13 protein-coding genes are annotated in these 13,775 nt (G+C 56.8%); 4 read left to right on the forward strand and 9 right to left on the reverse strand.

Annotated elements, in window-relative coordinates:
• Positions 1 to 441 precede the first annotated feature (441 nt).
• From msrQ to mrcB, 9 genes are all read right to left on the reverse strand, one after another.
• Entirely contained in the window at positions 442 to 1,062 is a 621-nt protein-coding gene (gene msrQ / locus F7R06_RS20950) for a protein-methionine-sulfoxide reductase heme-binding subunit MsrQ (protein WP_090325180.1), read from the reverse strand.
• Positions 1,062 to 2,075 carry a protein-methionine-sulfoxide reductase catalytic subunit MsrP gene (gene msrP / locus F7R06_RS20955; RefSeq protein WP_090325181.1) on the reverse strand — a complete coding sequence of 338 codons (1,014 nt, stop codon included), beginning with the start codon at positions 2,073 to 2,075 and terminating at the stop codon, positions 1,062 to 1,064. The genes msrQ and msrP overlap by 1 nt, the downstream gene beginning before the upstream one ends.
• 63 nt (positions 2,076 to 2,138) lie before the next feature.
• Complete coding sequence (gene pssA / locus F7R06_RS20960) at positions 2,139 to 2,996, reverse strand: CDP-diacylglycerol--serine O-phosphatidyltransferase (protein ID WP_047533271.1); 858 nt, start codon at positions 2,994 to 2,996, stop codon at positions 2,139 to 2,141.
• Between the two features lie 145 nt (positions 2,997 to 3,141).
• Positions 3,142 to 4,158, reverse strand: coding sequence for a ketol-acid reductoisomerase (gene ilvC, locus F7R06_RS20965; RefSeq protein ID WP_003228216.1), 1,017 nt, complete (start codon positions 4,156 to 4,158; stop codon positions 3,142 to 3,144).
• A gap of 48 nt (positions 4,159 to 4,206) precedes the next feature.
• Positions 4,207 to 4,698: an acetolactate synthase small subunit gene (gene ilvN / locus F7R06_RS20970; protein WP_003205610.1), complete on the reverse strand. Its 492-nt coding sequence runs from the start codon at positions 4,696 to 4,698 to the stop codon at positions 4,207 to 4,209.
• 2 nt (positions 4,699 to 4,700) lie between these two features.
• Positions 4,701 to 6,425: an acetolactate synthase 3 large subunit gene (locus tag F7R06_RS20975; RefSeq protein WP_090327543.1), complete on the reverse strand. Its 1,725-nt coding sequence runs from the start codon at positions 6,423 to 6,425 to the stop codon at positions 4,701 to 4,703.
• Positions 6,426 to 6,883: 458 nt separating this feature from the next.
• Positions 6,884 to 7,219 (reverse strand): YqcC family protein, encoded by a 336-nt coding sequence (locus F7R06_RS20980; RefSeq protein WP_090325182.1) that lies wholly within the window; start codon positions 7,217 to 7,219, stop codon positions 6,884 to 6,886.
• Positions 7,219 to 7,953, reverse strand: a complete 735-nt coding sequence (locus tag F7R06_RS20985) for a tetratricopeptide repeat protein (protein WP_090325185.1) — start codon at positions 7,951 to 7,953, stop codon at positions 7,219 to 7,221. The genes F7R06_RS20980 and F7R06_RS20985 overlap by 1 nt, the downstream gene beginning before the upstream one ends.
• 16 nt (positions 7,954 to 7,969) lie before the next feature.
• The gene (gene mrcB, locus F7R06_RS20990) at positions 7,970 to 10,294 is read right to left on the reverse strand and encodes a penicillin-binding protein 1B (RefSeq protein ID WP_090325187.1); all 2,325 of its coding nucleotides are present in this window, start codon (positions 10,292 to 10,294) and stop codon (positions 7,970 to 7,972) included.
• A gap of 115 nt (positions 10,295 to 10,409) precedes the next feature.
• Here mrcB and F7R06_RS20995 point away from each other — a divergent pair, with 115 nt between their 5' ends.
• From F7R06_RS20995 to F7R06_RS21010, 4 genes are all read left to right on the forward strand, one after another.
• A complete protein-coding gene (locus F7R06_RS20995; RefSeq protein WP_090325189.1) occupies positions 10,410 to 11,966 on the forward strand; it encodes a bifunctional aminoglycoside phosphotransferase/ATP-binding protein in 1,557 nt (518 codons plus the stop codon).
• 91 nt (positions 11,967 to 12,057) lie between these two features.
• The gene (locus F7R06_RS21000) at positions 12,058 to 12,402 is read left to right on the forward strand and encodes a pentapeptide repeat-containing protein (protein ID WP_090325191.1); all 345 of its coding nucleotides are present in this window, start codon (positions 12,058 to 12,060) and stop codon (positions 12,400 to 12,402) included.
• Between the two features lie 244 nt (positions 12,403 to 12,646).
• Positions 12,647 to 12,919: a TfoX/Sxy family protein gene (locus F7R06_RS21005; RefSeq protein ID WP_003228231.1), complete on the forward strand. Its 273-nt coding sequence runs from the start codon at positions 12,647 to 12,649 to the stop codon at positions 12,917 to 12,919.
• A gap of 15 nt (positions 12,920 to 12,934) precedes the next feature.
• Positions 12,935 to 13,735 carry a Crp/Fnr family transcriptional regulator gene (locus F7R06_RS21010; protein ID WP_090325192.1) on the forward strand — a complete coding sequence of 267 codons (801 nt, stop codon included), beginning with the start codon at positions 12,935 to 12,937 and terminating at the stop codon, positions 13,733 to 13,735.
• Positions 13,736 to 13,775: the final 40 nt, after the last annotated feature.

Below are 13,775 nucleotides of genomic sequence, written 5' to 3' on the forward strand. Positions count from 1 at the left end.
CGTTGGTTACATCTTTGATTTCTCGCGGAGTAACTTGTGATGCTGATAATCTGTTGACTAGCAGTCAGACTCCACAAGCACCCACACGAATTGCTTGATTCAGTTGTTAAAGAGCGGTTGGTTAAGAGCTTTCGTCTCAACCGAGGCGCGCATTCTACAGCAGCCTCATTTGCTGTCAAGTGATTATTTTCAGAAGTTTTCAAGGAATCCTTAACAACTTCAACCACTTGCGCCTTCGATCTCTCGTCAGCGGGAGGCGAATTCTACAGCGTTACTCGCTGCTGTCAACACCTCTTTTTCAACTTCCTTTCAACTTCGATGACCTGAAGCAACCCGCTGCCGAAAACTGCGTAACTCATTGTTTATCAAGGAGTTTTCCGTTTCGACTGCGCCGGAAGTGGGGCGAATTATAGGCTTCCAGAATCTGCCGTCAAGCACTGATTACGCTTTTTTGGCAGAAGAGGCCTTTTTTATCATAAAACGTGGGATTCGCCGGGTTACGGGCGGTAGCCGCAACACTAATAGCAACGCACCCATTGCAGCATAAATAGCCCACTCCTTCAGATCAGCGCGCACTATCCAGAGCATATGAAGCAATCCAAACATAAGAACCGCATAAACCAGGCGATGCAATTTCTTCCAGCGCGCCCCCAGACGCCGCTGACTGTATCGATTGGAAGTCATTGCCAATACCAACAAGCACAGAAATCCAAGCGCACCGACAATAATGTATGGACGCTTGCGTAATTCGACGCCCAACTGCGACCAATCAAATCCGAGGATGAATGCCAGATAAGCACTCAAATGCAGGACTACATAAGCAAAACACCACAAACCGAGTTGTCGCCTCACTGCAATCCATCCCGCCCAACCGGTGAACTTCTGCAGAGGCGTCATGCTTAATGTAATGAGCAGAAGAACAAGAGCCCCCAAGCCCAAACGGTCGACCAGCACTTTTCCCGGGTCCGGGCCAAGCACATCAGTCCAGGCTTGATACAACCAGAACAGGGGCCACACCAATGCGGCAACAAAGACGCCGAGACGCCAAAGCGGATACCGCATCAGTAGTTCTTCCTCAAATCGAGCCCGCTATATAGAGACGCCACTTCATCAGCGTAGCCATTGAACATTTGCGTATCACGCACGTTGGGTTTGAAAAGACCACTCGGCAAGCGCCGCTCACGAGCCTGTGTCCAGCGCGGATGGTCAACCGAAGGATTCACGTTCGCATAGAAGCCATATTCGTCGGGAGCAATACTCTGCCAGGTCGTCTTGGGCTGCTCACCGACCAGACTGATCCGCACAATCGACTTGATGCTTTTGAAACCGTATTTCCAGGGCACTACCAGACGCAACGGCGCACCGTTCTGACTCGGCAATTCACGCCCGTACATCCCCACCGCCAGAATCGCTAACGGGTTCATCGCCTCATCCAAGCGAAGCCCTTCTACATAGGGCCATTCGATCAACGCAAATCCGGATCGCTGCCCTGGCATGCTCTTGGGATCCTGCAGAGTTTCGAAGCGAATGAATTTGGCTTTTGATGTTGGCTCTACCTGCTTGAGCAACGCCGAGATGGGAAAGCCGATCCATGGAATGACCATCGACCAGGCTTCCACACAGCGAAGGCGGTAGATTCGTTCTTCCAACTGGTAAGGCCGCATGAAGTCTTCCAGTGCATAGCGCCCCGGCTTACCCACTTCACCATCCACCACCACAGTCCAGGGCTCAGTCTTCAACGCGCCGGCATTGGCTGCCGGATCACCTTTGTCGGCACCAAACTCATAGAAGTTGTTGTAATGGGTGGCATCCTTGAAGGGCGTGATCGCCTCATCCTTGACGGTGACCGCCCCCCAGCGGACGGAAGGTAGTTTTTCGCTGAACCAGGAAGGCGCCTTGCCAGGTTCGACATCTTCATAGCGCACCGCCTCATCGGCACCAGCCCAGCGAGGCAGTCCGCTCAGGGCCAAACCGCCAACGGCAGCCCCTAATACATGGCGTCGAGAGAGATAAAGGGATTCAGGCGTGACGTCCGACTCATGGCAGTCAGACGCTTTGGATATTTTGATCAGCATGGCTACTCCGCAGTATTGGAGAACAGATGCACCAACAGACTGCGGAGTATGAGGGAAATTACATCACTCGACGCTTTTGCGCCGACGAAGATGTAACAAGTACTGAACCGGACCGGAAGCGGCGTAAGCGAGGAAAACCAGCAGCAGGATGCGCGGTGGATCACTGAACACCACGGCAAATACCAACACCACAGCCAGGATTGCCACGAAAGGCACCCGCCCCTTCAGGTCCAGCTCCTTGAAGCTGTTGTACTTGATATTGCTGACCATCAGCATACCCGCAGCCGCGACCATTAACGCCACCAGGAAGGACATCTTGGAGCCCTGGATACCGTAGTCGCTGAACGCCCAGACAATCCCCGCCACCACGCCAGCGGCAGCCGGACTGGCCAGACCGATGAAATAGCGCTTATCGGCGGTGCCGACCTGGGTATTGAAACGCGCCAGACGCAATGCCGCGCCTGCTACATAGATGAAGGCAACCATCCATCCGACCTTGCCCATGTCGCCCAGCGCCCAACCAAATGCCAGTAAAGCCGGCGCCACACCGAAAGCAACCATATCCGATAGCGAGTCGTACTCGGCACCGAAGGCACTCTGGGTATTGGTCATGCGCGCAACACGGCCGTCGAGACCGTCAAGCACCATGGCGACGAAAATCGCGATGGCTGCGAAAGCAAAATATTTGCTCGCTCCAATCGAATCACCCGCACTCAGGGCGCTCTGGGCACTCATGGAGTTGATGATGGAGTAAAACCCTGCGAACAGATTCGCAGTGGTGAACAGATTCGGCAGAAGATAGATACCACGATGCCGGACTTTACGGCCTTCAGCGTCATGCCCTTCTTCAACATGCTCATCGATGGGCAGCAGGCTTTCGGCGTCAGAAGCCTGGTTTGGCTCTTCGGGACGTTCGCTCATGGACAATACCTTGCAACGGGGTGGAAAGTTTCGACAGACGTCTGCGGTAACGGTTCGCATCGCAAACGATGCAGCTTTATACCAGAACAGGCCCGCCAAACGAAAAAACGCGGCCTGAGCCGCGTTTTTCGTACAAGGGCGTGACTTAGTTTTTAGCTTTGTCGACGATCTTGTTGGCACCGATCCACGGCATCATGGAGCGCAGTTGCTCGCCGATGATTTCGATACCGTGAGCGGCGTTGTTGCGACGCTTGGCGGTCATCGAAGGATAGCCGGTAGCACCTTCGCTGATGAACATCTTGGCGTATTCGCCGTCCTGAATACGTTTCAGGGCGTTGCGCATGGCCTGACGGGATTCGGCGTTGATAACTTCCGGGCCGGTCACGTACTCGCCGTATTCGGCGTTGTTGGAGATCGAGTAGTTCATGTTGGCGATACCGCCTTCGTACATGAGGTCAACGATCAGCTTCAGTTCGTGCAGGCATTCGAAGTAGGCCATTTCTGGCGCATAACCAGCTTCAACCAGCGTTTCGAAACCAGCCTTGACCAGTTCAACGGTACCGCCGCACAGAACGGCTTGTTCGCCGAACAGGTCGGTTTCGGTCTCGTCCTTGAAGGTGGTTTCGATGATGCCGGTACGACCACCACCAACGCCTGCAGCATAAGACAGAGCAACGTTTTTGGCGTTGCCCGACGCGTCCTGGTAGATAGCGATCAGGTCAGGGATACCGCCGCCCTTCACGAACTCGGAACGTACGGTGTGGCCCGGAGCCTTCGGCGCGATCATGATCACGTCGAGGTCAGCACGTGGCACAACCTGGTTGTAGTGGATCGCGAAGCCGTGGGAGAAGGCCAGGGTTGCGCCTTTCTTGATGTTCGGCTCGATTTCGTTCTTGTACAGGGAAGACTGGAACTCGTCCGGGGTCAGGATCATAACCAGGTCGGCCGCCGCAACAGCGGAGGCAACGTCGGTCACTTTCAGGCCGTGAGCTTCGGCTTTGGCAACGGTGGCCGAACCTTTACGCAGACCAACGGTAACGTCAACGCCGGAGTCTTTCAGGTTGCACGCTTGAGCGTGGCCTTGGGAACCGTAACCGATGATGGCAACTTTCTTGCCCTGGATGATCGACAGGTCGCAGTCTTTATCGTAGAAAACTTTCATGAATTTCCCCTATATATCCAGGCCGTTCAGGCCATTCGCTAATTTGGTTTAGATGCTGAGTACTTTGTCGCCGCGCGCAATCCCGGTGACGCCACTGCGTACAGTTTCCAGGATCGAGGCGGTGCCGATGGACTGAATGAAGCTGTCGAGCTTGTCGCTGGTACCGGTCAATTGAACGGTATACACGCTGGCGCTGACATCGACGATCTGTCCACGGTAAATATCGGTAGTGCGCTTGATCTCGGCACGCTGGGCGCCGGTGGCCTTGACCTTGACCAGCATCAGTTCGCGCTCGATGTGAGCACTTTCCGACAGGTCGACCAGTTTTACCACTTCGATCAGCTTGTTCAGGTTCTTGGTGATCTGCTCGATGATCTCATCGTGGCCGACAGTGGTCAGCGTCAGACGCGACAGGGTCGGGTCTTCGGTTGGCGCCACGGTCAGGCTTTCGATGTTGTAGTTGCGCTGCGAGAACAGGCCGACTACGCGAGACAAAGCGCCGGGTTCGTTTTCCAGAAGCAAGGAAATAATGTGCCGCATGATTAAGTACGCTCCGTCTTGCTCAGCCACATATCGCGCATGGAGCCGTCTTTGATCTGCATCGGGTAGACGTGCTCGTTGGCATCTACCTTGATATCAAGGAACACCAGGCGATCCTTCATGGCAAACGCTTCTTCCATCATCGGCTTCAAATCCTTCAAGTCCGTGATGCGCATTCCAACGTGACCGTAGGCTTCAGCCAACTTGACGAAGTCCGGCAACGATTCCATGTAGGAATGCGAATGACGTGCGCCGTAGCTCATGTCCTGCCATTGGCGGACCATGCCGAGCACGCCGTTGTTCAGCAGGATGATCTTCAGTGGCAGGCCATGCTGCAGACAGGTCGAGAGCTCCTGAATGTTCATCTGGATGCTGCCTTCACCGGTCACACAGGCGACATCAGCGTCCGGGAAGTTCAGTTTCACACCCATCGCCGCAGGCAAACCGAAGCCCATCGTGCCCAGGCCGCCGGAGTTGATCCAGCGATTCGGCTTGTTGAAGCGGTAGTACTGGGCCGCGTACATCTGATGCTGACCCACGTCGGAGGACACATAGGCATCGCCATGGGTCACTTCGCTCAGGGTCTCGATCACAGTCTGCGGCTTGATGATGCTGCCATCGCCCTTGTTGTAAGGGAACATGTCGCGATCACCACGCCACTCTTCAACCTGCTTCCACCAGGTAGCGACCGCTTCCTTGTTCGGGGTCTCGCCGATTTCCTTGAAGGTAGCGACCATTTCGGTCAGTACGCTTTCCACCGGACCAACGATAGGAACATCGGCTTTGATGGTCTTGGAGATCGAAGCCGGGTCGATGTCGATGTGAATGATCTTGGCGTTCGGGCAAAACTTCGACGCGCCGTTGATGACGCGATCGTCGAAACGCGCGCCGACGGCAAGGATCACATCAGCATGGTGCATCGCCAGGTTGGCGGTGTAGCTGCCGTGCATGCCGAGCATACCGAGGAACTGACGGTCGTTACCCGGATAGGCACCCAGGCCCATCAAGGTATTGGTCACCGGTGCGTTCAGCAGTTGCGCCAACTCGGTCAACGGCGCGGAGCCATTACCCATGATGACGCCGCCACCGGCATAGATGATTGGCCGCTTGGCTGCCAACAGCATTTCCACGGCCTTGCGGATCTGGCCCGAATGACCACGCACTGCCGGGCTGTAGGAACGCAGCTTGGCTTTTTTCGGGAAGACGTATTCGAACTTCTCGGCCGGGTTGGTCATGTCTTTCGGGATATCGACCACTACCGGGCCCGGACGACCGGATTGCGCCAGATAGAAGGCCTTCTTCATGACTTCCGGAATTTCCGATGGATGCTTGATCATGAAGCTGTGTTTCACGATCGGCCGGGAGATACCGATCATGTCGGTTTCCTGGAATGCATCGGTGCCGACCATGGTGCTTGGCACCTGAGCGGTCAGAATCACCATCGGAATGGAGTCCATGTATGCCGTGGCAATACCGGTAATGACGTTGGTTGCGCCAGGACCGGAGGTCACCAGTACAACGCCAGCCTTGCCGGTGGCACGCGCATAGCCATCAGCCATGTGAGTGGCTGCCTGCTCATGGCGCACGAGGATATGTTGAACGGAAGGTTCTTTAAACAATGCATCGTAGATATGCAGTGCGGCACCACCCGGGTACCCATAGATATATTTGACGCCCTCGTCACGCAAAAAGCGGACGATCATTTCACCGCCAGATAAAAGCTCCACGTTGTTCACCTCTAAAACGCCAGAATACCGCCCACATATATGGGACGGGTCTTAATAGGTTTACTTCCCAGCAGAGCATGAGCGACGGTGGTCGCCGACTACGTCAGCACTGACTGAGCAAGTATTGGGATCGTCCCAAGTGTTGCGGGCCTTTCCCACCCAGCGCGAGGTAACGCGTTGCGGGTGTAACAGGTCGGCGCGGATGTGCGCCTCATGATCTACCGAGTGGGTCTGCTTCTGGCAGTCCCTCTACAGCGGACTTTGGATTCTTCTGTTTCGTCCCCTGCAAGTCAAGTCGTCTATGTGCTTTATTGAACTAAGCACATGAGAAAGCAAGAAAAAACCGTGAAACTGCACGTGCGTTAGTTTCAATTGCGCAACCCGAGGCTGCCAGCCGACATGCAGGAACCAGGCTTGCCCTCAACGAGAGCAAACCCGACTGCTAAAAGGGGTCGGAATCAGCGAGAAGCCGTGATCAGCAAATCGAACTCTTTGAGCAATGCCTGCAACTGCCGGTCCTTGCCCTGGACATTACGGGAAGCGAAGACCATTTCGGCCATCTCCTGAATCCCCGAAGCGTTCGGCAAGGGCAGCCCCTGCTCCAGAATCATTTTCATGCGCGGCAGGAAGATCCATTGCAGCCACTGCTCGAAATCCAGCGTATCGACCGAGAACGGCTCGACGCTGGAAAGTGCTTCCTGGGATGGCGGCACATCGTCCCACCAGCCCTGAATCCGCAACTCACGCTCGATCAGCAGTAACTGATCGGCGATTTTAAGAAAACGCTCGTCCATCACGACGCTACCTTGGCCTTCTGACGCGCCAGTGCGGCACCCGCGGAGTCACCCTGTTTCTCACGGGCCTGGGCGATCAGTTCCCACAGGTTTGCCTGCAGTGCCGGGCGACCATTGGCGAAGGTCAGGCCACGACGGGCAAATTGCTCAGCCTGCGGCGCGTCACCTTGAGCCATGCGCACTTGCGCCAGACGATAAAGCACTTGCGGCTCCCGCGGCGCAACACGCTGGGCGCGTTCAAGACTCGACGAGGCACCATTGAGATCACCGCTGGACTGTTGCTGCTGCGCAGTCGTCAACAGGGCCAGAACAGGACCGTCCAGTTGCTCATCGGCAGACAAACCACCGGAGCTGGCCGAAGGAATCCCGCTCGGCGTCGGCGGCATGCTGTAACTGCCCTGATTGATCGGCGCGGACTGAACCGGCGCGGTATCAATCGGCCCCGGCGTAATCGGGCCAGGCGTAATCGGTGTGGTGCTGATCGGCGTTGACGTCGTTGCACCGCCACCTGGCACCATCACGACAACACCGGTATCGCCTTGCGGAATTTCCTGAGGACGGGTTTGCACAGGGCGTTTCACCGTCGTCTGACGGAAACCGCCATTGGTCGAGATTCGCTCGCTGTTGGAAACGGCGGTGCCAGAGTCCTCTACCGGAATCGAGCCACGTTGTACGGTGGAGCAACCGCTGAGCAAAGCCACGGCGGCAACCGCTGGAATCAACCACTTGTTCACTTGATACCCTCTTTGCTTAATTCATCCAGCCCTTGACCCAATCCATCACCGTTTCGCCGGTAGTGGGGCTTTCGCCACCGCAAGCAGCGCCGGGAGGCGGTTCGCTGCCGCGAATATACGGCATCTGTACAGCGCCTGGGCAGTTGGCATCAGAGCCTTGTCCCGTGCGCGAATCGACCCAGGCTTGTACGACGTTATCCGGCTGCGGCATGTCCAGTGGCAGCGGATCGGCCTTGCGCATGAAACTGGTCCAGACCTGCAAGGCACCGGTAGCACCGGTGAATGGCGTCTTGCCGTTGTCATCGCGCCCCAACCACACCACCGCGAGCAAGTCCTGGCTGAAACCGGCAAACCAACTGTCCCGCGAATCGTTACTGGTGCCGGTCTTGCCTGCAAGGGTCAGGGTTTTCGGCAACACGTTGTAGACCGAGCTGCCGGTGCCTTCACGCATGACACGCTGCATGGCGCTCTGGATCAGGTAAATGGAACCCGGGTCGAAACGCTGCTGAATCTGGAACGGATATCGCTTGAGCGGCTCGCCTTCGGCAGTCAGAACACTGCGAATCCCGCGCATCGGCGTATTGAAGCCTCCGTTGGCCAGCGTCTGGTACATGGTCGCGACTTCGATCGGCGTCATGCCGCCCGCACCCAGCAACATCGACGGGAATGCCGGGAATTCGCGACTGATACCCAGGCGCCCCAATGTCTTCAGTACATTCGGCACCCCCACCGCCAAGCCGAGACGTGCGGTCGACAAGTTGTAGGAATGCGCCAGGCCCTGATAAAGGAAAACCGTACCGTGGGAACGCCGATCATAGTTCTGCGGTTTCCAGACCTGACCGTCCGCACCTTTGACCGAGAAGGATTCGTCTGACAGCCAACTGGTCAAGGTGTACTGGCTCGGTTTCTCCAGCGCTGTCAGATAAACAGCCGGTTTGATCAACGAGCCGACAGGGCGCACCGCATCCAGAGCACGGTTGAAACCTGCAAAACTGGCCTGGCGACTGCCAATCATGGCCTGGACTTCGCCGGTTTCAGGGTTGGTGACGACCATGGCCGCCTCCACATCATCGGAACCCTTGCGCCCGGCCAGGCGCTTGAAGGTGTCATTGACCGATGCTTCGGCTTTCATCTGCAGGATCGGGTCGAAGCTGGTGAAAATGCGCAGACCTTCTTCGGTCAAGTCTTCGTCGCGATAGTCTTCACGCAGCTGGCGCTTGACCAGATCAAGGAAACCGGGGAATGAGCTGTCCGCGAGGCTGCCACGCTTGGTCACGCCCAACGGCATCTTCTTCGCGGCTTCGACTTGCTCGGCCGTGGCAACGCCCTGTTCCTGCAGGACATCGAGCACCAGGTTGCGACGTTCAAGCGCTCGTTCCGGGTAGCGGCGCGGATTGTAGGACGACGGCCCCTTGACCATGCCCACCAGCAACGCCACCTGGTGCAATTTGAGTTCTGACAACGGCTGGCTGAAGAAGAACTGGCTCGCCAGACCGAAGCCATGCACGGCACGCTGGCCGTCCTGACCGATGAACACCTCGTTCAGGTATGCCTCGAGGATTTCACGCTTGTCGTAATGCAACTCAAGCAGCATCGCCATCATGGCTTCAGTCAGCTTTCGGCTCAGGCTGCGCTCGTTGGTCAGGTAGAAGTTCTTGACCAATTGTTGCGTCAGGGTACTGCCGCCCTGGCGCATGCGCCCGGACGAGCCGTTGACCCAGATCGCACGAGCGATCGACTTCGGCGACACACCAAAGTGGTGATAGAAGTCCCGGTCCTCAACGGCCACCAGGGTATCGAGCAAGTACGGTGGAACCTGGTCGATCTTGATCAGAATCCGGTCTTCAAGATTTTTCGGGTACAAGCCGCCAATCAACAACGGCTCAAGACGTACCACCGACAATTTTGCACCGTTGGTCGAAGACAATTCGGCGACGTAATCGCCGGAAAAACGCACACGTACCGGTTGCGGCTGCTCCATGCCCTCATAGAACTGGAAGCCGCGGGTATTCAGATCGACGGTATTGCCGTTGACCGAGGCCGCGCCCGGGCCATTGGCCACACTTTCACGACGATACCCCAAGGCATCGAGCTCGGTGAGGAAGTCATCCCGACTCAGCTTTTGTCCGACGAACAGCTCGAGTGGACGCGCGTATACCTTGGCCGGAATGGTCCAGCGCTTGCCGGAGAACTTCTCCTGCACGATGGCATCGAGGTAAACCGCGAATCCGGCCAGGACCACAAGGCCGACCAGGCTGAGTTTAAGGGCCCAGCCCAGCCAGGGGCGCAGGCCTCTGGAGGGTGGTTTTTTAGGGGTACGGGGAGATCGGGTACGAGTCATGGCGGCGGATTATACGCACTTTATTCATACTCAACAGGAGCCCTCCGACATTGCGTTAGGCTGGCCAGCCGCCATAATGACGGCCTGTATTTTTCCAGACTCTGAAGGATCGCCTGTGAGCCAGTCCCTGATCGCCGCCCTGCAAAACCCGGCCCTCTATCCGCATCCTGTAGAGGGGTTCCAGCTTATCGAGACCCACATTTCCTGGGTACTGCTCACCGGCCCTTATGCCTATAAAGTGAAGAAACCGGTGAATTTCGGCTTCCTCGACTTCACCAGCCTTGAGGCCCGCAAGCATTTCTGCGGCGAAGAGCTGCGCCTCAACCAGCGCCTGACCCATGATCTGTACCTTGAAGTGTTGCCGATCACCGGCAGCGCCGAGGACCCGCAACTGGGTGGCGATGGCCCGGTCATCGAATACGCCCTGAAAATGCGTCAGTTCCCGCAAAGCCAGTTGCTCAGCACCCTGCAAGCCAATGGCGAGCTGACACCGGCACACATCGACGCGATGGCTGCGCAAATCGCCGGGTTCCACCTCAGCTCACCGAAAGTCCCCGCTGAACATGAAGCGGGTACGCCAGACAGCGTCATGGCACCGGTGCGGCAAAACTTCGAACAAATTCGCCCATTCCTCAGCGACAAGACCGACCTCCTGCAACTGGAAGCTTTGCAAGCCTGGGCTGAAACCAGCTTCGAACGCCTCAAGCCGCTGTTTGCCCAGCGCAAGGCCGACGGGTTCATCCGTGAATGCCACGGTGATATCCACCTGGGTAACGCCACCGTGATCGACGGCAACGTCGTGATCTTTGACTGCATCGAATTCAATGAACCGTTCCGCTTCACTGACGTGTATGCCGACACCGGTTTCCTGGCGATGGACCTTGAGGACCGGGGCCTGAAGAGCCTGGCACGGCGTTTTATCAGCCAATACCTGGAGCTGACAGGTGATTACCAGGGCCTTGAGCTGCTGAACTTCTATAAAGCATACCGTGCACTGGTTCGCGCCAAGGTTGCCCTGTTCAGCATGCCGGCCGACGCCACCGCAGTACAGCGCGCTACCACCCTGCGTCAGTACCGTAACTACGCCAACCTGGCGGAAAGCTACAGCACCATTCCTTCGCGCTTCATGGCCATCACCCACGGCGTTTCCGCCGTCGGCAAAAGCCATGTGGCCATGCGCCTGGTGGAAGCGCTGGGGGCGATTCGCTTGCGTTCGGATGTAGAACGCAAACGCCTGTTCGGCGAACAGACCGTACCGAACGACCTGCAGGCCGGCATTTATAGTGCCGACGCAAGCGCAGCGACCTACAACCGCCTGCATGAAATCGCCAATGTGATCCTGCACGCAGGCTTTCCGGTAGTGATCGATGCCACGTACCTCAAGCGTGCTCAACGCGACAGCGCAGCGAAAGTCGCCGAAGCCACTGGCACGCCTTTCCTGATTCTCGACTGCAACGCACCACAGGCCGTGATCGAAAGCTGGCTGGCCCTGCGCCAGGCAGATAAAAACGACCCGTCTGACGCCACTCTGGCCGTGATCGAAGCCCAACAAGCCAGTCGCGAAGCACTGACTCCTGCGGAAATCCTCTGCAGCAAACGTATCCAGACCAATGAAAGCGGGACCCTGGACACCGTTGTCGCACAGATTCGCCAACGCCTGCCGGGGCTGTAAGAAAGTAATTCAGCCGTGAAGCCATCACAGGCTTCACGGCTGCCAAATAGTGGCACTATACTGGCGTCATAAAACCAACAGGTGACATGCCATGAGCCAGCCGAAGCTTCTCGACACCCCGCTTTATGCCCTGCTGCACAAAGACGACATCATCGGCTTCAACAAAGAACGCCCAAAGGATGGACCTATCGATATGGTGGGTGGTGACTTCCGTGGCCTCGACCTGCGTGAGTTGAACGCCGACGGCGTCGACTTTACCGATGCCTATTTCCGCTCCGCCGACCTGCGCGGCATCGACTTTCGTAACGCTTCGCTTGAAGGTGCGAGCCTGGCTCATGCACAGATTTCCGGCGCCTACTTTCCGCCAGAGCTGAGTGCTGACGAGATTCTGATGTCGATGAATTTCGGGACTCGCCTGCGCTACCGCACCCGCTGATCGCCTGCGTAAACTGACAAGTCCGGCGCCCCCCGCTTTGCGCTGGACTGCGGGCTAATTAACCGAAATTCCTGCCTGTTCCGCCCCTTTTCCCGCTGGACTCACTGAAGTTCCTGCCCTTGCAGATATTTGCCGCTTAGAAGCGTTTACGTCGAAAACGACCAAACCATAACGCTTTTCCTACTGATGGCTACACTCCTCAGAAGCTTGCCCACGCACCATTCGGCCATCGCAAGGAGGCTTGATGAATGATGAACTGCAACACCTGAAGAATCTTGGCAAGACGTCGGCGCAGTGGCTGCATGCCGTGGGCATCCACAGCGCTTCGGACTTGCGTCGCCTGGGGGCGGTGGACGCTTACCGGGCCGTGCGTACGCGCGGATTCCGTGCGTCGAAGGTGTTGTTGTACGCGATTGAAGGCGCCTTGATGGACGTACACTGGAACGACATTCCCGCCGAACGCAAGGACGCCTTGAACAAACAGCTGGAAGCTATCTCGTCACGCCACAAGAACTGAACGAGTCTGCTCGCCATGTACCTACTTGGAGAACAACCGGCATACGCCGACGCACTGATCAACCGATTGCAGAATATTCCCGCTCGACTACTCGAAGGCTTGACCCCTTGCGGCCCATCGCTGGCATTTTCCGCTGTCGAAGACCTTGGCGCCGCATTACCCGGCGATCAACTGTTCATTTTGCAAAAAGGGCTGTTACATGGATGCGTCGACAATCGCGCCCTGTTCTATCTGCACGAGGGCGACCTGATTGGCTTGCGCCAGGATATGGAATTGCCGCGCTGTCGTTTGCGCAGTGATAACCCGCTGACACTGACGCCCTACCAGCGATCAGCGGTTTTCCGGCACATCTATGCCGACCCTCAGCGCTCGGAACTGTTCTTGCAGTACATGGCGGGGCAGACCGCCTTGCTGTCAGACGCCATAGCCCGCCTGAAACAGCCGGAGTTTCGCAGCACCAACGGCTTTCAACGGGTATCCAGTGGCGAAGTGCTTATCCGGCAAGGCGACGAGGCGGACCATGTCTTTGTCATCATTGAGGGTCATGCCGAGGCGTTTGTCGACGGACAGAAAGTCGGCGATGTGCCTAAAGATGAAATTATCGGTGCCATGGCGGTATTCACCGGCGAAAGACGCAACGCCAGCATTGTCAGCAGTGAGCCGAGCACCATCATGCGCATCCCCAAGGATCAGTTTATGAGCCTGGCCCAGAGCAATCCAAAAATCGCCGGGAGCCTGATCGAAAGCATGGCCCGACGAATCGATCTGCTTAACAAGCAGGTGACACAGTTGACTGCACAGAAAACGACAAATTAAGGCTCAAATGATTGGCGGAACTCAAACCAATCAGAAATGA

Origin of the sequence: Pseudomonas moorei (assembly GCF_008801475.1) — a bacterium.
Taxonomy (GTDB): Bacteria; Pseudomonadota; Gammaproteobacteria; order Pseudomonadales; family Pseudomonadaceae; genus Aquipseudomonas; species Aquipseudomonas moorei.

Coding starts and splice junctions, on each gene's coding strand:
- ilvN (WP_003205610.1), bottom strand. CDS start 4,698: ATGCGGCACATTATTTCCTTGCTTCTGGAAAACGAACCCGGCGCTTTG.
- mrcB (WP_090325187.1), bottom strand. CDS start 10,294: ATGACTCGTACCCGATCTCCCCGTACCCCTAAAAAACCACCCTCCAGA.
- F7R06_RS21005 (WP_003228231.1), top strand. CDS start 12,647: ATGAATGATGAACTGCAACACCTGAAGAATCTTGGCAAGACGTCGGCG.
- F7R06_RS20980 (WP_090325182.1), bottom strand. CDS start 7,219: ATGGACGAGCGTTTTCTTAAAATCGCCGATCAGTTACTGCTGATCGAG.
- ilvC (WP_003228216.1), bottom strand. CDS start 4,158: ATGAAAGTTTTCTACGATAAAGACTGCGACCTGTCGATCATCCAGGGC.
- msrP (WP_090325181.1), bottom strand. CDS start 2,075: ATGCTGATCAAAATATCCAAAGCGTCTGACTGCCATGAGTCGGACGTC.
- F7R06_RS21000 (WP_090325191.1), top strand. CDS start 12,058: ATGAGCCAGCCGAAGCTTCTCGACACCCCGCTTTATGCCCTGCTGCAC.
- pssA (WP_047533271.1), bottom strand. CDS start 2,996: ATGAGCGAACGTCCCGAAGAGCCAAACCAGGCTTCTGACGCCGAAAGC.
- F7R06_RS21010 (WP_090325192.1), top strand. CDS start 12,935: ATGTACCTACTTGGAGAACAACCGGCATACGCCGACGCACTGATCAAC.
- msrQ (WP_090325180.1), bottom strand. CDS start 1,062: ATGCGGTATCCGCTTTGGCGTCTCGGCGTCTTTGTTGCCGCATTGGTG.